This is a genomic window from Acinetobacter dispersus (genome assembly GCF_009884975.1).
Taxonomy (GTDB): Bacteria; Pseudomonadota; Gammaproteobacteria; order Pseudomonadales; family Moraxellaceae; genus Acinetobacter; species Acinetobacter dispersus.
In genome coordinates this window covers 3,064,753-3,087,264 of record NZ_CP041970.1, presented here as the reverse complement: position 1 = coordinate 3,087,264, position 22,512 = coordinate 3,064,753, and the positions used below count along the sequence as shown (strand labels likewise).

The 22,512-nt window shown below is 41.8% G+C and carries 23 protein-coding genes; 14 read left to right on the top strand and 9 right to left on the bottom strand.

All coding sequences use genetic code 11. From position 1 onward, the window contains the following. Positions 1-2 precede the first annotated feature (2 nt). The 4 genes from rnpA (at position 3) to mnmE (ending at position 3,961) form a co-directional block, all read left to right on the top strand. On the top strand, positions 3-398 hold the full coding sequence (gene rnpA, locus FPL17_RS14210) for a ribonuclease P protein component (protein WP_004656857.1): 396 nt from the start codon (positions 3-5) through the stop codon (positions 396-398). Positions 399-407: 9 nt separating this feature from the next. After that, on the top strand, positions 408-728 hold the full coding sequence (gene yidD, locus FPL17_RS14205) for a membrane protein insertion efficiency factor YidD (RefSeq protein WP_159885690.1): 321 nt from the start codon (positions 408-410) through the stop codon (positions 726-728). Between the two features lie 5 nt (positions 729-733). Next, positions 734-2,491, top strand: a complete 1,758-nt coding sequence (gene yidC / locus FPL17_RS14200) for a membrane protein insertase YidC (protein ID WP_159885688.1) — start codon at positions 734-736, stop codon at positions 2,489-2,491. Positions 2,492-2,605: 114 nt separating this feature from the next. Beyond that, positions 2,606-3,961, top strand: coding sequence for a tRNA uridine-5-carboxymethylaminomethyl(34) synthesis GTPase MnmE (gene mnmE / locus FPL17_RS14195; protein ID WP_005186269.1), 1,356 nt, complete (start codon positions 2,606-2,608; stop codon positions 3,959-3,961). Between the two features lie 58 nt (positions 3,962-4,019). Here mnmE and FPL17_RS14190 read toward each other — a convergent pair whose 3' ends face one another. Further along, complete coding sequence (locus tag FPL17_RS14190; protein ID WP_159885686.1) at positions 4,020-5,207, bottom strand: PilT/PilU family type 4a pilus ATPase; 1,188 nt, start codon at positions 5,205-5,207, stop codon at positions 4,020-4,022. A 423-nt stretch (positions 5,208-5,630) separates the two neighbouring features. On the opposite strand from FPL17_RS14190, the gene FPL17_RS14185 reads away from it, so the two are divergent. Beyond that, entirely contained in the window at positions 5,631-6,329 is a 699-nt protein-coding gene (locus FPL17_RS14185) for a DsbC family protein (RefSeq protein ID WP_005186276.1), read from the top strand. Positions 6,330-6,388: 59 nt separating this feature from the next. Here FPL17_RS14185 and FPL17_RS14180 read toward each other — a convergent pair whose 3' ends face one another. From FPL17_RS14180 to guaD, 3 genes are all read right to left on the bottom strand, one after another. Then, positions 6,389-6,640 carry a GlsB/YeaQ/YmgE family stress response membrane protein gene (locus tag FPL17_RS14180; RefSeq protein ID WP_005146280.1) on the bottom strand — a complete coding sequence of 84 codons (252 nt, stop codon included), beginning with the start codon at positions 6,638-6,640 and terminating at the stop codon, positions 6,389-6,391. A gap of 227 nt (positions 6,641-6,867) precedes the next feature. After that, positions 6,868-7,398, bottom strand: a complete 531-nt coding sequence (hpt, locus tag FPL17_RS14175) for a hypoxanthine phosphoribosyltransferase (protein ID WP_005146279.1) — start codon at positions 7,396-7,398, stop codon at positions 6,868-6,870. Positions 7,399-7,624: 226 nt separating this feature from the next. Beyond that, a complete protein-coding gene (guaD, locus tag FPL17_RS14170; RefSeq protein WP_005186277.1) occupies positions 7,625-8,941 on the bottom strand; it encodes a guanine deaminase in 1,317 nt (438 codons plus the stop codon). 187 nt (positions 8,942-9,128) lie between these two features. Here guaD and FPL17_RS14165 point away from each other — a divergent pair, with 187 nt between their 5' ends. Continuing rightward, positions 9,129-9,602, top strand: coding sequence for a hypothetical protein (locus FPL17_RS14165; protein ID WP_159885684.1), 474 nt, complete (start codon positions 9,129-9,131; stop codon positions 9,600-9,602). Positions 9,603-9,830: 228 nt separating this feature from the next. On the opposite strand, the gene FPL17_RS14160 is transcribed toward FPL17_RS14165, so the two are convergent. Next, positions 9,831-10,991 carry a glutathionylspermidine synthase family protein gene (locus FPL17_RS14160; RefSeq protein WP_159885682.1) on the bottom strand — a complete coding sequence of 387 codons (1,161 nt, stop codon included), beginning with the start codon at positions 10,989-10,991 and terminating at the stop codon, positions 9,831-9,833. Positions 10,992-11,013: 22 nt separating this feature from the next. Further along, on the bottom strand, positions 11,014-11,403 hold the full coding sequence (locus FPL17_RS14155) for a hypothetical protein (RefSeq protein WP_005186280.1): 390 nt from the start codon (positions 11,401-11,403) through the stop codon (positions 11,014-11,016). Positions 11,404-11,578: 175 nt separating this feature from the next. Between FPL17_RS14155 and FPL17_RS14150 the strand changes: the two genes are divergently transcribed. Then, complete coding sequence (locus FPL17_RS14150; protein WP_159885680.1) at positions 11,579-12,181, top strand: nucleotidyltransferase family protein; 603 nt, start codon at positions 11,579-11,581, stop codon at positions 12,179-12,181. Positions 12,182-12,232: 51 nt separating this feature from the next. Here the strand turns inward: FPL17_RS14150 and FPL17_RS14145 are convergent, their stop codons facing one another. Then, positions 12,233-13,189 carry a TerC family protein gene (locus FPL17_RS14145; RefSeq protein ID WP_005186297.1) on the bottom strand — a complete coding sequence of 319 codons (957 nt, stop codon included), beginning with the start codon at positions 13,187-13,189 and terminating at the stop codon, positions 12,233-12,235. 376 nt (positions 13,190-13,565) lie between these two features. Here FPL17_RS14145 and FPL17_RS14140 point away from each other — a divergent pair, with 376 nt between their 5' ends. After that, positions 13,566-14,762, top strand: coding sequence for a low temperature requirement protein A (locus FPL17_RS14140; protein WP_159885678.1), 1,197 nt, complete (start codon positions 13,566-13,568; stop codon positions 14,760-14,762). A gap of 62 nt (positions 14,763-14,824) precedes the next feature. Here the strand turns inward: FPL17_RS14140 and FPL17_RS14135 are convergent, their stop codons facing one another. Next, complete coding sequence (locus FPL17_RS14135; protein ID WP_005186300.1) at positions 14,825-15,742, bottom strand: LysR family transcriptional regulator; 918 nt, start codon at positions 15,740-15,742, stop codon at positions 14,825-14,827. Positions 15,743-15,847: 105 nt separating this feature from the next. On the opposite strand from FPL17_RS14135, the gene FPL17_RS14130 reads away from it, so the two are divergent. The 4 genes from FPL17_RS14130 to FPL17_RS14115 are packed head-to-tail and all read left to right on the top strand — an operon-like array spanning position 15,848 to position 19,669. After that, positions 15,848-17,080 (top strand): acyl-CoA dehydrogenase family protein, encoded by a 1,233-nt coding sequence (locus FPL17_RS14130; protein ID WP_159885676.1) that lies wholly within the window; start codon positions 15,848-15,850, stop codon positions 17,078-17,080. Positions 17,081-17,092: 12 nt separating this feature from the next. Then, on the top strand, positions 17,093-18,214 hold the full coding sequence (locus FPL17_RS14125; protein ID WP_159885674.1) for a phosphotransferase family protein: 1,122 nt from the start codon (positions 17,093-17,095) through the stop codon (positions 18,212-18,214). Then, positions 18,211-18,909 (top strand): histidine phosphatase family protein, encoded by a 699-nt coding sequence (locus tag FPL17_RS14120; RefSeq protein WP_159885672.1) that lies wholly within the window; start codon positions 18,211-18,213, stop codon positions 18,907-18,909. Before FPL17_RS14125 ends, FPL17_RS14120 begins: the two co-directional genes overlap by 4 nt. A gap of 16 nt (positions 18,910-18,925) precedes the next feature. Then, positions 18,926-19,669, top strand: coding sequence for an SDR family oxidoreductase (locus FPL17_RS14115; protein WP_159885670.1), 744 nt, complete (start codon positions 18,926-18,928; stop codon positions 19,667-19,669). 248 nt (positions 19,670-19,917) lie between these two features. On the opposite strand, the gene mpl is transcribed toward FPL17_RS14115, so the two are convergent. Further along, positions 19,918-21,279 carry a UDP-N-acetylmuramate:L-alanyl-gamma-D-glutamyl-meso-diaminopimelate ligase gene (gene mpl / locus FPL17_RS14110; protein WP_159885668.1) on the bottom strand — a complete coding sequence of 454 codons (1,362 nt, stop codon included), beginning with the start codon at positions 21,277-21,279 and terminating at the stop codon, positions 19,918-19,920. A 222-nt stretch (positions 21,280-21,501) separates the two neighbouring features. On the opposite strand from mpl, the gene FPL17_RS14105 reads away from it, so the two are divergent. Both FPL17_RS14105 and purE read left to right on the top strand, forming a co-directional pair. After that, entirely contained in the window at positions 21,502-21,855 is a 354-nt protein-coding gene (locus FPL17_RS14105; protein WP_005186310.1) for a DMT family protein, read from the top strand. Between the two features lie 136 nt (positions 21,856-21,991). Beyond that, positions 21,992-22,504 carry a 5-(carboxyamino)imidazole ribonucleotide mutase gene (gene purE, locus FPL17_RS14100; protein WP_159885666.1) on the top strand — a complete coding sequence of 171 codons (513 nt, stop codon included), beginning with the start codon at positions 21,992-21,994 and terminating at the stop codon, positions 22,502-22,504. Positions 22,505-22,512: the final 8 nt, after the last annotated feature.

The window sequence follows — 22,512 nt, the reverse complement described above, 5'->3', positions numbered from 1 at the left end:
TGATGACACTTTACAGTTTTGGCACTGAATCTCGTATTCGTTGTGCTGCAGATTATAAAAGTGTATTTGATGGTGCGCTTTTTAAAGTGCATCAGCCCCATTTCCTTTTTTTAGCAAAATTAACCGAACAGCCGAAAAGCCGTTTGGGTATTGTCGTTGCTAAAAAAAAGGTGCGTCGTGCACATGAACGAAATCGAATAAAACGTCTTGCTCGGGAGAGCTTTCGCTTACATCAAGCGCAATTTAATGCTGATATCGATATTGTGGTGATGCCTAAAGTTGGTATAGAAGCAATCGCAAATCAAGAATTACATCAACAATTAGATTTTGCTTGGCAAAAATTACAACGCTTAGCAAAGAAGCATTCCAAAGTCGTTGTGACATCCCTCCAAAATTAGAGATCTCCAATGGTACGTTTACTACATTGGTTGATAAGATGTTACCAAATCGCAATTAGTCCCTTATTGGGTCCTCGTTGTCGCTATATTCCCACTTGCTCTCAATATGCAATTGAAGCACTGCAGACACATGGTGCAGCAAAAGGTATATGGCTTTCGACTAAGCGAATTTGCCGTTGTCATCCTTGGGGTGGTTCAGGCTATGATCCCGTCCCACGCAAAGCACTTCGTTTTATTTCGTTTCATCAAATAGATTCTCAAATGCATCACGTTGCTGTACCCTTTCGTGATCGTTTATTCAAGCAAAATCTCTCTAACCATTTGGGATAATAGATATGCAACAATGGGCCAGATTTGCAATTCTTGGAGCCATGTTTGTTACCGCATATTTGCTTATTTTGGCTTGGCAAAAAGATTATGGTCATGCTACACCAGCTCCGCAACAACAAGCGGCTGTTGTAAGTGCGCATGACGTATCTGCAGATTTGCCAAATGCTCAAAATGCAACAGCGGCTTCAGACTTGCCACAAGCAAATGTGACTGCATCACAAGCCACAGAAGCACCTTCTGTGAGTCAGCAATTGATTTCAGTACAAACTGATCTTTACCATCTTTGGATCAATCCAAAGGGTGGTGATATTGTCCGTATTGAATTGTTAAGCCATGATGAAAGCAAAGACAGCGAAAAACCTTTTGTTATGCTGGAAAGTGATGCGAAACGTACTTACGTCGCTCAATCTGGCTTGATTGGTTTAAACGGACCTGATAGCAGCCGTAGTGGTCGTCCAATGTATGATGTTGAAAAAACAGCATATACCTTGGCGGATGCAAAAAGCGTCGCATCTAAAGATGGTAAAACACATCAAGTTTTGACTGTGCCGTTGGTATTTAAAACACCAGAAGGCGTAGAAGTGATCAAATCGTTCACCTTCACGCAAGGTGATTATCCGATTACTGTAAAACACCAAGTTATTAACCGTAGTCAGCAAAACTGGCAAGGTCAAATGTTTGGTCAGTTAAAGCGTGATAACTCAGACGATCCAGGTAAATCTTCGCAAGGTATTTTCACTTTGGGAACTTATTTGGGCGGCGCTTGGGGTGCACCAGATGCACACTATAACAAGTTAAAATTTGCGAATTTTAATGATGAAAAACTGAATGTTGATGCGAAAGGTGGCTGGGTTGCTATCGTTCAGCATTATTTTGTAAGTGCTTGGATTCCTGGGAATTTAAAACTTACTCAAGCAGATGGTCAGCCGTATGTTGCTAAGCTGGAATCTCGTCAGTCTGCTGATCACATGAATATCATGGGCTTCACTTCTCCAGTGATTAATGTACCTGCTGGTACGTCAATGGAAGTAGATGCGAAGCTTTATTCTGGTCCGAAAGTTCAGTCTGAACTGAAAGACTTGGCGGATGGTTTAAACCAAACTGTAGATTATGGTTGGTTATGGCCAATTGCTAAATTGTTATTCTTAGGTTTGCAATTCTTCCATAACATCATTGGTAACTGGGGCTGGTCAATCATTCTATTGACGATCTTGGTAAAACTGATTTTATGGCCACTTTCTTCAAAAAGTTATCGCTCAATGGCGAAAATGCGTGTGATTGCGCCTGAAATGCAACGCATGAAAGAAGAATTTGGTGAAGACCGTATGCGTTTCTCACAAGAAATGATGGCCTTGTATAAGCGTGAACAAGTCAATCCATTGTCTGGTTGCTTGCCGTTATTGCTACAAATGCCGATTTTCTTAGCGTTGTACTGGGTGTTGATGGAATCTGTTGAACTTCGTCATGCACCGTGGTTAGGTTGGATTCAAGACTTATCTGCAATGGATCCATGGTTCATCTTGCCGTTGATCATGGGTGTGACTATGTTTGTTCAGCAAATGTTGAACCCACAGCCAACTGATCCAATGCAGGCAAAAGTATTCCGTATCATGCCAATCATGTTTACGGTATTCATGTTGTTCTTCCCAGCAGGCTTAGTGCTTTACTGGATCGTCAACAACAGTATTACTATTTTGCAACAATGGTTTATTAACAAAGGTGTCGAAAAAGATCGTCTCAACAAGGTTGAGCCGAGCGCTTAAGTTCGAACTTTTACTGAATAAATCCGCTTAAGATGGTAATCTTAGGCGGATTTTTCTTTGTCTGTATTTAGGGTTTGCTATTCCATAACCCGCTCGTTTTTAGGTGAATTTAACATGCAACATCAAACCACTATTGCTGCGATTGCTACCCCATTAGGTCGTGGTGGTGTGGGGGTGATTCGACTCTCTGGACCAAAAGCCTATGCAATAGCAGAGCAACTAACCCAGAAAAAACTTCCTGCTGCACGAATGGCGGGCTTCCGTCAGTTTTGTGATGCCGATGGCTCGGTGATGGATGAAGGCATCGTGTTATGTTTTCCAAATCCTCACTCGTTTACTGGCGAAGATGTGGTGGAGTTACAGGGACATGGTGGTCCAGTCATTCAGAATGCGTTATTAGCACGTTTACTTGATTTGGGTGCGACAGCTGCAAAAGCGGGTGAATTTTCCATGCGTGCTTTTGAAAATGGCAAAATGGATTTGGTGCAAGCAGAAGCAATTGCCGATTTGATTGATGCCACCTCACAGGCGGCAGCACGTTCGGCAGTTCGTTCCTTACAAGGTGCATTTTCAACCAAGATTAACACCGTTTTAGAAAAGCTGATCCATTTGCGTTTGCATGTGGAAGCTGCGATTGATTTCCCAGAAGAAGAAATTGATTTTCTTGCCGATGGCAAGATTTTAGCGTTATTGGATGATGTGCAAGACTCTGTTCAAGCGGTACAGCAGTCTGCGCGTCAGGGCCAGTTATTACGTGAAGGTTTACAGGTGGTGATTGCTGGTAAGCCAAATGCAGGTAAATCCAGCCTGTTGAACGCGCTCGCAGGCCATGAGCGTGCCATTGTGACTGATATTGCAGGCACTACTCGTGATGTACTACATGAAAAGATCAGTTTAAATGGCTTGCCGATTACCCTAACTGATACTGCAGGTTTACGTGAAACCGGCGATATCGTTGAGCAAGAAGGTATTCGTCGTGCGATTAAGGAAATCGAGCAGGCAGATTTATTGCTATTGGTTTATGACTTAAATCAGGGTGATGAACCTTTGCAATTGGCGCATGAATATTTTGCAGAGCATCTTGAGCCAAAACGTTTGCTATTGATTGGCAATAAATGCGATTTAACGGGTCAAGATGCTACGTTAAGCGATTATCAGGGCTTTCGTCATATCAGTGTTTCTGCAAAACAGGATATGGGGGTTCAAGCGCTCATAGATGCGATTACAGCGCATGCTGGCTTTCAGCCTGAAGAAGATACCTTTATTGCCAGAACACGCCATTTAGACGCAATGAAGCGTACTCAGCGCTATCTTGCAGAAGCACGTGAGCAACTCGTTGTGTTTAATGCAGGTGAACTGGTCGCTGAATCATTACGTCTAGCACAAAATGCATTGGGTGAAATCACTGGTGATTTTAGTGCGGATGACTTACTTGGTAAGATTTTTGGTTCGTTCTGTATTGGAAAATAATGAATTAAATCAAATATGAATGGCTTGGATTATATGGTAATCCAAGCCATTTTTTCTATCACTGATCTTCAGTTTGTTGCTCTTCTTCAGGCTTTTCCTCTTGTACCACGTTTAATGCGGTCATCATGGCGACAGGTGAACCTTCTTGACGGGTACTTTTTAGCTTGATCTGTAAACGCAGTTCATTGACTGAATCAGCATTACGTAAAGCTTCATCGTAATTAATTGCACCTTCATTATAGAGCTCAAATAAGGCTTGATCGAAGGTCTGCATACCGAGTTCGCGCGATTTGCTCATAATCTCTTTCAGTGCATGGAACTGCCCTTTTAGGATATTGTCTCCGATTAATGGTGTATTCAGCAAAATTTCAATCGCAGCACGACGCCCTTTACCATCTTGGGTGCGTACCAAACGTTGCGAAATAATTGCTTTCATATTGGATGAAAGATCCATGAGTAACTGATTACGACGTTCTTCTGGGAAGAAGTTAATAATTCGATCTAAGGCTTGATTGGCATTGTTGGCATGCAATGTGCCTAGGCACAAATGGCCTGTTTCGGCAAAGGCAATCGCATGTTCCATGGTTTCTGTATCGCGGATTTCTCCGATCAGAATCACATCTGGTGCCTGACGTAAGGTGTTTTTCAAGGCATGCTGCCATGAATGACAATCCACACCGACTTCACGATGAGTAATCATTGATTTTTTGTGCTTGTGTACGTATTCCACTGGATCTTCAACAGTAATGATATGCCCCGCTGAGTTTTCATTACGATGGTCAATCATGGCTGCCAAAGAGGTTGATTTACCTGATCCTGTTCCACCCACCACCAGTACCAAACCCCGCTTTTCCATAATCACATTTTTTAAGGATTCAGGGAGTTTGAGCTTTTGGAAAGTTGGAATTTCAGAAGTAATGGTACGAATCACCATACCAATCTGTAGCTGTTGTTTAAATACATTGACACGAAAACGTGAAACATTCGGAACATTGATTGCAAAATTACATTCCCATTCAGTTTCAAACTCTTGGCGTTGTTTTTCATTCATGAGGCTATAGGCAAACAACTTGGTTTTATCTGCTGTTAAGGCTTGTTGCCCTAAAGGTCGCATTAAGCCTTGTAGTTTAATGCTCGGTGGAAAATCTGCGGTGATAAATAAATCTGAACCGCCATATTCCACCACCTTGGTGAGCATATGAAACATAAAGGTTTTGGCTTCTTCTAATAATTCCGCGTTATACATTGATTTACCTAGATTTTAAAATGAAACGGTGTTCAGTGCTGACTCAAAATAATCCAATAAGATAAACATAGACCTGTTTCTTTAAAATGAAAATAGCGATGGGTCAGATGCTATGCAATATAGACTAAGTCTCATGATCATGACTTGGTGAGTGAGCTGAATTATTCCAAAAAGCCATGTTTTGATCTATATACTTTTTAAAATTATTAAATAAATATCAATGTGATGTCTCAATATTGTCAGGTTTTTACATAATAGATCAATGACGCAATGTTTTTTAGCTTAATTCATCTGCATCATCTGATGTTCCACGTGAAACATCGCTAGCGTTAGTTGAATTTTGGTTGTTGCTCAGTAAGCTAAGCTGTTTGTCGATCAGAGAGTCATTACAATAGCCACTGATTTTTGAATAGAGTGTCAATCATGTTAAAAAAAATTGGGATGTTCTCATTACTTAGTTGTGTTTCTGCAATGAGTTTCGCTAATGTAGAGACGTTAAAAAACAATTTAACGAAGCAATATCCCAATATCCAAGTGACTAATATTCAAACTACAGAAATGACTGGCTTATACAGTGCGAGTTTGGACAACCAGATTATTTACTTGGATGAAAACGCAGAACATATGTTTGTGGGCTCTATGGTTCGTCTAAAAGATCAGAAGAACCTTACGAAAGATTTGGTGTTAAAACAAAACTCGATTGACTGGAAACAACTGCCTTTTAAAGATGCGATTAAAACAGTCAAAGGCACAGGAAAACATGAGCTTGCTATATTCTCAGACCCGAATTGTTCTTATTGTAAAAAATTAGAAGCTGAGTTAGATAAGCTCAATGACGTGACGATTTACACATTTATGTATCCATTAAAATCGCAATCAATGGCGGTGTCTAAATCAGTCTGGTGTGACGCCAATCAAGCCTATGCATGGAAAAACCTGATCCAGAAGAATGTACAGCCGCAAGCAAAAAGCTGTGCTAATCCGATTGAACGCAATCTTGAGTTAGGACGTAAATTGGGTGTCGACGGCACACCAACTTTGATCTTTGGAAATGGTTTGAAAATGGTTGGCGGGCGCAGTGCTGAAGAAATACAAATGATTTGGAAAGAATTAGGTCTATAGATTTATAAAGAAAAACTCCCAATCCATTGCTCAAAATGAATTGGGAGTTTTTTATGTATTTAGCTTTTTTTGGTGACCAATTTATAAATAAATAAAATAATCACAGCACCAAGTACGGAAGCAATAAAGCCAGCTGCCGAATTTTCACCATATAGGCCCAATAAGCGACCGCCATAAGTAGCGAGCAATGAACCTGCAATACCCAATAATGTTGTTACGATGAAACCAGCTTTATCTTCACCTGGATGTAGTGCTCTGGCAATTAAACCAGCAAAAAAACCAACTACAATTGCCACAATTAGAGACCACATTGTCTTTCTCCTTGTTTTAACAGTGATATTTATTACTATCCTGCTTGATCTGGTCTTGCTTTGTCTGTAGTGGATTGCCTATTTGTGTCGTATTTTTGTGCATTCTTTAGCAAGGTTTGTTTAAGATCAAGCCATAAAAAAGGTGCCCGAAAGCACCTAAAGTAAGAGCAATGTTCAGCTCATTGCATCTGTCTAAGCATCGATGAAATATCTACGATGTTTATAAATTAAAGACCAATCTCACCGATAAAAGGCAGATGACGATATTTTTGATCAAAATCTAAACCATAACCCACGATAAAACGATCTTCGACTTCAAAACCTAAGAATTTTACTTCTAAAGGAATTTCACGGCGTGATGGTTTACTGACCAAGGTACAGAGTTCAATTGAGTTTGGATTACGGGTTTTAAGCATCTCTACCACTTTGCTTAAAGTGTTGCCTGAGTCGATAATATCTTCAACCACAAGTACATCTTTACCGTGAATTTCACCATCAAGATCTTTGAGGATTTTTACGTCACGTGATGAAATCGTCGTGCCATTAACGTAACTAGAAACAGTCATAAAATCGAGTTCGTGTGGCTTTTCAATTGCACGGCATAAGTCTGCCATAAAAATAACTGACCCACGCAATAAGCCAATCAATACCAGTTCTTTATCACTTTGAGCATAGTGTGCATTGATTTTTTCGCCAAGTTCTTTCACTTTGGCTTGAATCTCTTCACTTGAAATCATAATGCGCATTGCAATGGTCATCGGTAGATTCCTAACACTTTAAAAAATGGAAAAATAAAAAAGGTGTTGACCTGCAACACCTCGAAAACTTGAGCTAATGTGGGAATTTTAAAACAAAATCACATTTCATGCACCTTTTGATGATGAAGAATATGTATCATTTTGAGATAAGCGACTGTCACGTTTTAATAGAACAGCACATCCTATGGCGAATAACATTAACCCAAGTCTTTGTTTGTTTAAAATTTTAGTTTTGGCTATAGGCTTTTTGTCCATAGATATACGTCGCCTCAATATTTCGGTCATCGCCCATAGTGAACAAGGCAAATAAGCTGTCATCAATCGACTTTGAGCGCGACTGACGTAGTTGCTGCAATGCCGTCGGTTTCAGATTCAATACGACAAAATCAGCTTCTTTACCAACGTTGAAGTTACCTAGTTTATCATCGAGATCCAAGGCTTTTGCGCCACCCAGTGTCGCATGATAAAGCGATTCAAAAGCAGAGAGTTTATCGCCTTGTAACTGTTGTACTTTGTAGGCTTCATTTACAGTTTGCAATAAGCTAAACGAGGTCCCTGCCCCAACATCTGTACCCAAGCCGACTTTCACTTGCTGTTCCCATGTCTTTTTCAATGGAAATAAACCACTGCCCAAAAACAGGTTTGAGGTTGGACAGAAAGCAATGGCAGAGTCTGTGTCATGCATGCATTTCCATTCAGCATCTTCCAAATGGACACAATGGGCGAATACAGAGCGTTGACCTGTTAAACCATAATGATGATAAACATCCAAATAACCTTTTTGCTCAGGGAATAGATCTTTCACCCATGCAATTTCGTCTTTGTTTTCGCTTAAATGAGTATGAACATACACATCTGGGAATTGTGCTTTGAGTTGTCCTGCTTTTTCGAGTTGTTCAGGTGTAGAGGTCGGAGCAAAACGTGGGGTAATCGCATATAGTGCACGACCTTGACCATGCCATTTCTCAATCAATGCCTTAGAGTCGTCATAGCCGCTCTCTGCGGTATCGCAAAGGGCTTCTGGTGCATGACGATCCATCATCACTTTACCCGCGATTAAACGCATCTGGTGCTGTTCTGCAGCTTCAAATAGAGCATCAACCGACTCTGGGTGCACGGTACAGAAGACCAATGCTGTGGTGGTGCCATTTTTGAGGAGTTCATTGACAAAAAACTTGGCAATTTCTTGCGCATACGCTTTGTCTTTGAACTGAATTTCGGTTGGGAAGGTATAAGTGTTTAACCAGCTTAATAGTTGTTCGCCGTAGGCACCGACCATCTCCGTTTGTGGAAAATGGATATGTGTATCGATCATACCTGGGATGATCAATTGCTCTGGGTAATGCTGAATTTCAACATTTGCAGGAAGATGGGCTTGAGCGTCGTTCCACGTGCCAAACCAGCGGATTTTACCTTGTTCAGTAATGAGCACACCATCTTCGATATAACGAACCTGATTGGCAATTTCAGCAGCTTGGGAAACGGTTTTTTGAATATCTAAGAAACGACCACGAATTACCGTGATTGGAGTAGCCAAAGTCATAACAACCTACAATTTTACTTTTTTCGATTGATTGTACCCGATTTTGCCAAACTTACTGGATTAATCGCCTAATTAAAGCCATTAAAACGTGTGTAAATGTGAGTAATAGATTGAATCAATTCACTTTACATTTGAGCCGAAATGAGTAAATTGTCAGCAATAATGATACTTCTTGAGAAAAATACACATGTATTATTGGAATACCAAAGCTTTGGCGCATGAGTTGGCTGAAGATACTTTAAGTAAACAACATTATAAGAACTATTATCTTGCGGCGGCATTGGTGGTGAGTGTGGTGTACTACTACGGTATGTATTCGCCTTATGTTGATGTTCGTGTGATTGGCATTGAAGCAGCGTTAACCCTTGTGATTATGGTTGTCGGGATACAACGTACGTATCAGGCCAATGGCGGTGATCAAGGTATTCATTTCTTGAGTCGGATTACAGCCCTATCCTTTCCGATTTTGATGCAAACGACGGTTGCGGGGATTGTATTTGGTATTGTGCTGTTAGCGATTTATCAATATTTTGCTTTAGAACAGACCGCATTTGAGATGTGGTACGAGTGGTGTGTTTCTGCTTTTACAGTTTTTCTGCAAATTTTATTTTTTACTCGCTTGGCTGCGTATATGAAACGTGTGGCAGCACATACGATTTAAGTAAATCTCTATGATTATATGGATTTCAATTTAGTCGATTAATTTTGTATAGGCATTTTCCTTACTTTTGATGGATCAAAAGTAACAAAAATCCTCTGTTTAGCTGATGATACATCCATGTATCACAGCTAAACCAACGGCATCCATGCCGCTTAGCACCATAGGACATTGTGGGGTTTTCAAAAAATAAAAACTGTAGATGATTTATCTAGATATAAATCTTGTCTTTTACTCTACAAAATAATGTGCAGCAAAATGGGCATCATTGCCAATGATGTCATAGCAGTCCTCACGGATCGACATACCTGCACATTGGTGTCCTACCATCCATAATCCTAAAGTTGGTAACTGGCCTGAAAAAGATGGTGTATCTACCCATTTTTGTACCACATAGCCGTGTTTATCATAGTCTTCAAAATAGAAGCTGCCTGATGCAGCACCTTGATCTAGACCATCTTGCAACACCCGAATATTGGCCCCTTCCCTTGCTAAAATTGGCTTTTTCACCCATTTACCAGACAAGGTTTGCTGTGGGTCAAACGGATGTGTCTCGACCAATAAAGGGTGATTTGGATAGCGTTTCCATAGCTCGATTAAAATCGCTTTATTGGAGAGCAACATTTTCCAGCAGGGTTCAATCCATTGTGTTTGAGGGTTGAGGTATTGGGCGAAAGATTCTTCCCAAATCCATTCCCATGGATAAAGCTTAAATAGGTTATGAATAGGATGGTTGTTTAAATCAACAAAACCTTGCCCATTCCATCCAATATTCTCCATTGATAGTTCAGAGACCTGTAGATGGGCCTGAAAGGCAGTATCCATTAAATATTCTAGATTGCCCCAATCCTCTCGTCCTGCCTCCTGACATGCAGCAAAATGGATATGACTGCCACGTGGAAGAATGGTTTTCCAACGTTTAATCAGGTCTTCATGAATACTATTAAACTGATCTCGATTGGGAATACCTGAAACTTGTTCTATCCATAGCCATTGCGCTACAGATGCTTCCAGTAAGCCCGTTGGCGTATCGGCATTGTATTCCAGCATTTTGATGCTGCGACCGTCGTAAGCGAAGTCAAAACGTCCATACAGCATCGCTGCATTTTGTTGCCATGATTGCTCGATATGTGCGATAGCCGCAGTCGGAATATGGAAGTAATCGGGGTAATTACCACGCTGAATTAGATCTGCTGCAACAGATAAACACATTTGATGCAATTCATTGGCAGCATCTTCCAGCTGTTCAATTTGTTTCAAGCTAAATTCATAGGCAACACCTTCCGACCAGTAAATTGAACCGTCCAGTGAGGGTAAATTAAAATAATCAAAGCCAATATTTTGGTGTTCAATTTGCCAATCTGTGCGTGGTGTGAAAATTTTTCTTTTCATTTTTGAATATCAGTTTTTGGAATTAACCACCAAAGGAAAAACCGCCACGACCAAAGCCACCGCGAACAGGAGATGATGCAGAATAAGTTTTTGCAGTAGTTGATATGGAAGGTTGCCCAACGCTGAGATTGGTACGTGGGCTTAAAGTATTGCCACGGAACGAGACTTCACGATTGTTTTGATAATATTGAGGTCCTAAATAACGTCCTGAGCCAAAGCCACCATAATAGCGAACCCCAGCACTTGAGCCGCCGCTCCCCGAGCTATTTTCTTCCTCACAGGTCTCAGTATTCCAGTCTGTTGCACAGTCATATTGGCTGTTGTAAACATCTTGAACCAATGGACCATCATTATGGCTACATGCAGTTAATAATAATGGTACAACGACTAGGTTAATTTTTTTAGAACGCATGATGAGACCCCACTCATTTTAATTGGCATGATCAACACTCATTGGTCAACAGCCTTGTTTTATTATGTTTCTGATTAGGAAAGCCGACATATGATATTGATCTACGCTTTTAAAGTACAGAGTCGTAAGGCATGATTATGTGTGGATTCAATCAATATATGCGGACGATTGACGTATGAAAAAAATGCATGAGCATTATCAATCGATTCTTTTTGAATTAATCACTCAATCTCCTGTGCTTTCTGCAATATTACAGACATTGTCTCGTTTACATCCTCATGCCTATTTAAGTGCTGGGGTACTTCGAAATACCGTATGGGCGTATTTACATGGTCAATCTTTTGACTTGCAATATAGCGATGTAGATGTGATTTATTGTGATGCAACAGAAATGGATCAGCATTCACAAAAGCAACTGCAACATAATCTAGAAAGATTATTTCCACAACAGCAATGGGATGTGGTCAATCAGGCATTGGTACATACATGGTATCGCGGAGAAAATGGCAAAAGGATTCAGCCTTTGGCATCGATTGAACACGCCTTATTGCTATGGCCTGATACTGCAACAGCCATTGCGGTACGCGTCAATGCCTCAGGAGAACTGGAATTGATTGCGCCGTTTGGTTTGCAGGACTTATTTGAATTAAAGCTGCGTTGGAATTCAGCACTGGTGAGCTATGCCACATTTAAAAAACGGGTTGATTCCAAACAATGGTTACAACAATGGCCTCAATTACAAGAAGTTGATCCAAAAATAGAAAATATTGGGCAATGAGTTCCAAATAAAAAAGGCCTTCAATTGAAGGCCTTTTTTAGGTTCAGCTTATTATTGAGCTTGGCGTTTATTATGGCGTAACGATAGATAAGCGGTAATGCTTAATACCAGTACGATAAAGCCTAACGAGATCCAGATTGGCATATGGAATACATCGAGCAATAACATTTTCGCACCGATGAACAATAAGATGATGCCTAAGCCATATGGTAAGTAATGCATTTTACTTGCAGCACCTGCCAACAAGAAGAACATTGCACGTAAGCCTAAAATTGCCATTAAGTTTGCAGTTAAGACAATAAACGGGTCACTGGTGACGGCGAAAATCGCAGGAATAGAATCCACCGCGAAAATAACATCAGATGCTTCAACCAAGATCAAGACTAAGAATAATGGCGTTGCCCACAACACACCGTTCTGACGAACGAAGAAGTTATTACCATGTAGTTGTGGTGTGATACGCATGTGTTTGCGTAACCATTTCAATAGCTTGATATCTTCAATATTGGTGTCTTCTTCATCTTGTCCTTTCAGGAACTTAAAGCCCGTGTAGACCAAGAACGCACCGAAGATATACAGCACCCAAGAGAACTCTTGTACGAACCAAGCACCAATAAAGATAAAGATGGTTCTTAGGATGATCGCGCCCAATACACCATAAAGCAGGATTTTACGTTGAAATGCTGGTGGAATCGCAAACGCTGCGAAAATCATTAGCCAGACAAAGACGTTATCAATTGCCAGCGATTTTTCCAGTAGATAACCTGCAAAGTATTCCATGGTTTTTTGGTTTGCAATGGTTGCACCTACGGTTTGCTGTAGGTAGAACCATAAACCACCACCAAAGATCGTTGCGACTGTTACCCACGCAATGCTCCAGTAAGCTGCTTGTCGAATAGGTACATCTTGGTCTTGTTTTTGTTTAAAGCCTAAAAAGTCGATCAGCAGCATGACTGTGACAAGGCCGAAGAACACGACATATAGCCATAAATTACCGATAGTTTCCATCACAACTCCCTATCTGGCAAATGGACATAAAAAAACCTTGACCAGTTGCCAGATGAATTAATACATCTGTTTCAACATGATCAAGGTCTTGCCTACATCACGATTGATCGTGATGCTCAGAGTCCGACTTTTTGCAAAGTGTAATGACGAAACTCTGACACCTAAGCTGTTTGTGACTTAGGTTTGGAGGAGGCTACTCCCCTTGTCAAATTCTGTATGGATAATGCTATCCAAAGATGTGCATAGAATTACACAAATAATCGATTTAAGCAAATTTTCAATGCATAAATTTTAAGCATTTTTATGATCGAGGTGATAGGTAAATTCATGAAGATCGATTAAGTTAGCACTTAAGGTATTATTCCGAGAGTAAGAGATGAGTGCTGAAAAAAATCAAAATAAAACGCGAAAATTATTTGCTCCCCGTGATCCTGAAGAAGCCCATCGCGCGGCTACACCTTTAGAACTATTATTTGACCTGATTTTTGTGGTGGCAATTGCAACCGCAGGACAGCAACTTCATCACGCAATCATTGAAGGTCATTTATGGCACGCTTTGCCAACCTATTTTATGGTGTTTTTTGCCTTGTGGTGGGCGTGGATGAATTTCACTTGGTTTGCCTCAGCCTATGACAATGATGACACGCTGTATCATTGTTTGACCTTTGTCCAAATTGTTGGCTCATTGGTGATGGCGGCGGGCATCCCAGCTGTTTTTCAAGAACAAAATTTCGATGTGATTATCATTGGTTATGTGATTATGCGTTTGGCTTTAGTGACCCAATGGATACGTGTCGCAAAACATGATCCTGAACGGAGGGTAACAGCTTATCGCTATGCCGTTGGCATTGTCTTGGTTCAGTTGGGATGGTTAATCGGCAATTTCAGCGCCATTCACATGACCCCTCTGCTGTTCCTTATTTTAGTTTTGGCTGAACTCGCTGTACCTCTTTATGCTGAGAAGCATGCAGTAACACCATGGCATCCACATCATATTATCGAGCGTTACAGTTTGCTCACCATCATCGTGTTGGGAGAGTCGATTATTGGCAGTTTTGCCGCAACGCAGGAAGCTTTTTCCAATCATGACGTGAATTTTAAGGAAATCTTTTTAGTGATTGGCGGACTGTTGATGATGTTTGCCATGTGGTGGGTCTACTTTGACCGCAGTCATCATCACCATCAACGTCATGGGGTACAGCCTTTTTTATGGGGCTATGGTCATTTTTTTATCTTTATCAGTATTGCTGTATTAGGTGCAGCTTTAGCTGCCGCTGTTGATGTTTCAACTCAACATGCTCATATTTCCAGTCAAATGATGGGATGGCTGATTGCTGCCTGTCTGGCGATTTATAGCACCTATATTTGGTTATTTTACGAGGCATTTTATTTATCAGGATGGAGACGTTGGCTCTATCCAATCACAGTGATGATCCTCTTTTTGATTCCTCTGTTCTTTGCCGATATTGGCTATATCGTTTTTGCGATGGCGGTGATTTATATCCTGCGTCTTCTCATTTCCAAAGTGTATTTGATGAAATGGAGTGATGATCAGTTGGCATCCAGCAAATAATCAAAGCGCTGCGATTGCCTAGCTTAGGAGAACAAGTGAGGGATGGGATACACTCGCTTGTTCTAATTAAAAATTTTTAGAATTTCAGTACGTAAAAATTGATGGCGGGGGTTTTGTGTGACGTGTTCATGCCAATACATGCCCATATTGATTTTAGGCAGTTCGGTTGGTAAAGCATGAATCTTCAGATTTTCAGCATAATGTAGATGTTTGAGGATACTTTGAGGAATAGTCAGTATTGCATTTGGGTATTGAGCCAAGATTTGTAGTGCTGTCGAATAATGCTGGCAACGCAGGAAAATTTGCCGCGACAGTTGTTGGCGATTGAGATAAATATCCTCCAATAATAAGCCTGTACGCCGTGACGACACGCCAATATGCGGTGATGATAAATAGAGCGATAAATCCATGTCTTGTTGCTGGGTGCAGACCACAAAATGGTCTTCAATCAGATTTTCAAACTGTAAATGATCTTGATGTGGTTGAACCAGATCAATGACAAAATCAATTTGTTGGGCGGAGAGATCTGCCAGCATGTTTTTACGGTCCAGCTTGGAACTCAAAAATTGGATGTCCAGATTCAGTTGGGCAAAGTGATTGACCAATTGCGGGAAAATAATCGGTTCGATTTCATCATGAATGGCGATTTTCAGGCTTTGCAGCATGCTTGGAATAAAAGCATGCTGAGGAATTGCAATCTGTTGGATGGCAAGCAATGCGGCCTGAATTGGTTGATAAATTTGTTCAGCATAAGGGGTTGGTCGCATTTTTTGCCCACTACGAACAAATAGCTCATCACCTAACTGAGTTCTTAAGCGTTGTAAGGCATGGCTGACCGCAGACTGGCTGATACAGAGTAATTGAGCTGCTTTTGAAATGCTGTTTTGCTCAAAAATGGCAATAAAAAGCGGATAGAGATTAATATCAATGCGATGGAAATTGCCCACTTCCAGTGGATGACTATTATGAATCTGATTCATAGTTTTGAATAAAATTAAATCATTTCATTCATAATAAATTTTCACTTATGGTGATGTAAAGCAGCGAATCAATATTCGCCATATTTTACATTGAGGGAAATGATAATGTTTGCATTGTCTGAACGCGCACAGGATTTTATTGCACGAACTAAAGCCTTTATCCAACAAGAAATTGAACCGATCGAAAAGACATTCTGGGATGAAGTACATCATCACAATGTTGATGGTGACTGGACCAAGTGGCAATGGCCTGAACAATTACAACAATTGAAAGATAAGGCAAAAGCGGCTGGCTTATGGAACATGTTCTTACCTGATGCAGAGCTCGGTGCAGGATTATCGGTTCAGGAATATGCACATATTGCTGAACTCACAGGACGGAGCTTACTTGCACCCACCGTATTTAACTGTAACGCGCCTGATAGCGGCAATATGGAGGTGTTATGGCGTTATGGGAGCGATGAGCAAAAACAACAATGGCTACAGCCCCTGCTCGCTGGCGAAATCCGTTCCGTATTCTGTATGACTGAACCTGCGGTGGCATCCAGTGATGCCACCAATATGCAAGCCACGGCGGTGATCGAGGGCGATGAGATCGTCTTGAATGGCCGTAAATGGTGGTCATCTGGTTTGGGTGATCCCAACGCCAAAGTGATTATTTTCATGGCTTATACCCCTGACCCAAACAAGGACCGTCATCATCAACATTCAATGGTACTTGTGCCGATTGATACGCAAGGCGTGACCATTGAACGTATGCTGCCTGTGTTTGGTGATTATGATGCGCCGCATGGGCATGGACAGGTCAGTTTTGACAATGTGCGTGTACCCGTCAGCAGCTTTATTGGTGGTGCAGGACAAGGTTTTGAAATCGCTCAAGGTCGTTTAGGACCAGGGCGTATTCACCATTGTATGCGTTGTATTGGTGCTGCTGAAAAAGCCTTGGAGCTGATGATTGATCGCGGTATGTCACGCAAAGCTTTTGGTAAAGAAATCCTGAAATTGGGCGGTAATTTAGAGCGTGTTGCAGATGCACGTGTGCAGATCGATCAAGCGCGATTATTAACGCTATATGCCGCTTATAAGATGGATACGCAAGGCAATATGGCGGCTCTGACAGAGATTTCTGCAATCAAAGTAGTGGCACCAAGTGTATTACAGCATGTGGTCGATATGGCGATTCAGATTCATGGTGGTGAAGGTGTTTCACGCGATACGCCATTGACAGCCTTTTTCAATCAAGCGCGTAGTTTACGTTTGGCCGATGGACCTGATGAAGTCCATAAAGGCATGATTGCCAAATTAGAACTCAAAAAACGTGGCTATGGTCGTTCATAAGGATAAAAGTAAATGGCAGTAATTGATGTTGGTGGGCAAGTTCGTCACGGTGAAGAACTAGATATCGCGGCGGTTGAAAGCTGGTTAAAAAACCAAGGTGTGGATCTGCAAGGACAGCCACAAGTGACCCAATATTCGGGTGGTGCATCGAATTGGACTTATCGTTTGCAGTATGACAATGCTGATCTCATTTTACGTCGTCCACCTAAAGGGACCAAAGCCAAATCTGCGCATGATATGGCGCGTGAATACAATGTGCAGAAGCATCTTGCGCCGTTCTACCCTGTTCTGCCTGAAATGATTGCACTGTGTCAGGACGAGAGCGTGATTGGCTGTGACTTCTATGTCATGAAACGGATTGAAGGTATTATTCCGCGTGCCAATTTACCCAAAGAATTACAGCTGGATGAGCCGCAAGTACAGCAGCTGTGTCTGAATGTTCTGGATAAATTGATTGAACTACATCAAGTACCCTATCAAGGTACAGAGCTGGAAAAACTGGGTAAAGGTGAAGGCTATTGCCGTCGTCAGGTTGAGGGTTGGGATGCGCGTTACAGTAAGGCACTGACGCCAAATGTGCCTGATTTTGCCTTTGTGCGTGAGTGGTTGTTGGAACATATCCCTGCCGATGCTAAAACTTGCGTGATTCATAATGACTGGCGTTTTGATAATGTCATTTTAGATCCACAACAACCGACTCAAGTGATTGGGGTGCTGGATTGGGAAATGGCGACACTGGGTGATCCATTGATGGATTTGGGCAGCGCACTCGCCTATTGGATTCAAGAGGATGATGATGCTTTGATGAAATCTAGCCGTCGTCAACCCACCAATTTAAAAGGCATGCTGACACGGCAACAAGTGGTGGATTATTATCTGGAAAAAACAGGTCTAAAGCCTGATAACTGGGCATTTTATGAAGTGTTTGGTTTATTCCGCTTAGCGGTGATTGCGCAACAGATCTATTATCGTTATTACCATCAGCAAACCGATAATCCAGCCTTTAAAGATTTTTGGATCATGATTCATGCCTTACATATTCGGGCTTTAAAACTGATTACGCAAAACAATTCGCAAGCGCGGCCATTGATTGCTGAATATGGCGCAAAACTACAGGATATTTTAAAACGATGACCACAATTTATTTGGTGCGACATGGGCAGGCGTCATTTGGTGCAGCAAGTTATGATCAGCTTTCCGCTAAAGGTGAACAGCAGGCGCAGGTCGTCGGTGATTTTTTTAAACAGACCCTAAAGCAAACACCGTTGATTGTGGCAGGTTCGATGCAACGTCATCAGCAAACAGCACAATTGGCCTTATCCCAAAGTTTTCATGATGCAGCGATTCAAACAGAGTCAGTATGGAATGAGTTTGATCATCAACAGGTGTTTGCACAATACGAACCACGTTTTAATCAACCTGAATTGCTGAAACAGGATGTCGAGCTAGTCGCCAATCCACGTGCTTATCTCGCGAAAATCTTTGATGGCGCGATTGATCGCTGGATTGGAGAGCAATATGACCATGAATATCATGAGACTTGGTTAGGCTTTCAATCGCGTGTAGAAAGTGCTTTGCACAGTTTGTGTCAGCAGATTGATGCCACGCAACCGCGTCAGGCGGTGGTATTTAGTTCTGGTGGAGTCATTTCTGTGGCGGTCGGTCAGGTATTAGGTCTGGGTGCTAAACAGATTTTTGCACTGAATTGGTCGATTGCCAATGCCAGCATAACCACGTTGCGTTGGACAGATGGTCGTTTGCAATTACTCAGTTTCAATGAGCATCATTATTTGAAAGCGCGTGATGCTGAACTTTTAACATGGATTTAAAAAATAGGTGGCAGGCATGGCAAAGACGATTTTAATTACAGGGGCAAGTTCAGGCTTGGGCGCAGGTATGGCGCGTGAATTTGCCGCCAAAGGCTACAATCTTGCACTGTGTGCACGACGTTTAGAGCGTTTGGAAGCTCTACAACAACAGTTACAAAGCCAGTTTTCGATTCAGGTCAAAATCAAGACCCTTGATGTGACTCATTACGATGATGTGTTTACGGTTTTTAAAGCCTTTCAGCAAGAATTTGGAACGATTGACCGAATTATTGTCAATGCAGGCGTCGGTGATGGCCGCCGTATTGGTAAAGGGCATTTTGAAGTGAATCGTGCTACAGCAGAAACCAATTTTATTTCTGCCTTGGCGCAATGCGAAGCAGCAGTTGAAATCTTTAGAGCGCAAAACAAAGGGCATTTGGTGGTGATTTCATCCATGAGTGCGATGCGTGGTTTACCGAAGCATTTGTCGACTTATGCGGCCAGTAAAGCCGCGGTGGCGCATTTGGCCGAAGGGATTCGTGCTGAGTTGTTGAATACGCCAATTAAAGTCTCAACGATTTTCCCGGGTTATATTCGTACTGAATTGAATGAAGGTGCGAAGAAATTACCGTTTGAAGTGGATGAAAAAACCGGAAGCAAGGCTCTGGTGGAGGCGATTGAGAAGGAACCCGTGAAGGCGTATGTGCCGCAGTGGCCGTGGTTGCCAATGGGGATTGCAATGAAGATTCTGCCGTTGAAACTTGTGAATAAACTGAGTTGATTGCAATTTTAAATGCATGGATAAATATGTTTATTCGGCAATATTTCACAGCCTCATATAGGCTGAATAGTCGAGTTGTTTGGGTATAGGCGTTTCCTTACTTTTCAGGGATGAAAAGTAACAAAAATCCTTTGTTGAGCAGAGGGTACATCCATGTCACCCCTGCTCAACTGGCGGCATCCATGCCGCCTGTCACGATAGTGAATACTGTGACAAGATTAGATTATGAAAGTAGGCTATGAGCTAGATTACGACAAAGCTGTAATTAACTTTTGGTGTAAACCACCAAAACCACCATTGGACATGATCACCACAGCATCGCCCTCACCTGCTTCATTAACCACACGGGCAATGATGTCATCTAAAGAGCGACTGACTTCAGCTTTGTTTGATGATGCTGAGATCACAGGTTGTAGATCCCAATCCAAGCCTTCTGGCTGATACCAAATCACTTCATCAGCTAAACGTGCTGAATGTGCCAAACCATCTTTGTGGCTGCCCATACGCATGGTATTCGAACGTGGTTCAATGATCGCCCACAGCTTACGTTCGCCTAGACGTTTACGTGCGCCGTCGAGTGTGGTTTCAATCGCAGTTGGGTGGTGGGCAAAGTCATCATAGACTTCGATGCCACGCACCGTACCTAACAGCTCCATACGGCGTTTAACACCACCAAAGTTGGATAATGCTTCACACGCCTGTTCAAGGCTGACACCCACATGTTGTGCAGCCGCAATGGTTGCTAAAGCATTGGCAACACTGTGTTGCCCTGTCATGTTCCATTTCACTTCACCAATCACTTTACCGTGTTCAAGCACTTTAAAGTGACTGCCATCGGCACTGATCAACTCAGCAGATAACACTGCTTGATCATTTGGCTCTAGACTGGTACGAAGCACAGGCGTCCAACAGCCTTGCTCTAATACTTCATCAATATTAGTTTCAGTAATTGGCGCAATAATACGACCTTCACTTGGAATGGTACGGACTAAATGATGGAACTGTTTTTGAATCGCAGCGAGATCATCAAAAATGTCGGCGTGGTCAAATTCAAGGTTATTTAAAATTGCTGTTTTAGGGTGATAGTGAACAAACTTAGAACGTTTATCGAAGAAAGCAGAATCATATTCATCTGCTTCTACACAGAAATATTTGCCACCACCTAAACGTGCACTTTCACTAAAACCAAGCGGTACGCCACCGATCAAGAAACCTGGATTTAAGCCTGCTTGATCAAGTACCCAAGCCAGCATGGTGGTGGTAGTGGTTTTACCATGTGTACCCGCGACACCAAGCACATGTTTGCCTTGTAACACATGGTCTGCCAAAAACTGTGGACCAGAAATATAAGGAAGGCCTTCATTCAGCATGTATTCAATCGCATCAATACCACGTTTCATGGCATTGCCGACAATCACAAGATCAGGATGGGGTTGCAAGTGACTACGGTCATAGCCCTGCATTAATTCAATACCTGCATTTTCCAGTTGAGTCGACATTGGTGGATAAACATTGGCATCTGAACCTGTGACTTTATGTCCTAAATCTCGTGCGAGTAGAGCCAAAGACCCCATAAATGTGCCACAAATACCCAAAATATGCAGATGCATAACGCGCCTTCTCCACTGCTTTTCATACAGCACTGATATCGTGTGTATGATTGTCGTTATCAATAAAAATCAAACGCAACGATAGCAAGGCTTGCATGGAAAAGATAGTCAAAATTCGTTGTTGTTGTTTAGTTCTAATTGCATAGATGAATGCTAAAATTTCAGCGTTTTTACAAGCATTTCACCTCTGCTGTTCAACCTTTATCTGGATAAAAGCACATTATGTTGAGCCCTACTCTTTTAGCGTTATGTTTGTTGATTATTTCCAACTGTTTTATGACTTTGGCGTGGTATGGGCATCTGAAAATTCTGCATGATGCGCCCATTTGGCAGGCGATCTTATTTAGCTGGTGTATTGCCTTGCTGGAATACAGTTTTATGATTCCTGCCACCAAGTTGCTCAACCAGCATGGCTGGAGTCTGGGTGAAATGAAAATCACTCAGGAAGTGGTGACGTTAATGGTGTTTGTGCCCTTTATGATTTTTGTGTTTAAACAACCCTTCAAACTCGATTACATCTGGGCGATGCTATGTTTAATGGGCTGTGTCTACTTTGTTTTTAGAAATCAAAGCTAATTTTTCGAGGCGTCAGTTAACGCGTTCTTTTGTTGGGGATGCCTGAAAAAACCGCTATAATATGTGCCAATTTATTCCCTTGTGCTTGGCGTAAGTCGAGATACTTGTCTATTTTTATCATGTTTTGGAAAAGCCAATGAATGCGGTCGCAACAGATAGCCAACCTTTAGTCGGAATTATCATGGGTTCTCAATCAGATTGGGCAACACTTGAACATACCGCTAACATGCTCAAACAGTTGGGTGTTCCTTTTGAAGCTGAAGTGGTTTCTGCGCATCGTACGCCAGATCGTTTATTTGAATATGCTGAAACAGCTCGTGAACGTGGTATTCACGTAATTATTGCGGGTGCTGGCGGTGCTGCACATTTACCAGGTATGTGTGCTGCTAAAACTGATTTACCTGTATTGGGTGTACCGGTTAAATCATCGATTTTGAATGGTGTTGATTCATTGCTTTCGATTGTACAAATGCCAGCAGGTATCGCCGTAGGTACTTTGGCAATTGGTCAGGCTGGTGCGACGAATGCTGCAATTCTGGCGGCACAGATTTTAGGTTTAACTCGTCCAGACATTGCTAAAAATGTGGCTGACTTCCGTACTGCACAAACCGAAAAAGTATCGAGTAATAACATTCCTGGTCAAGTGTAACGGGGCTG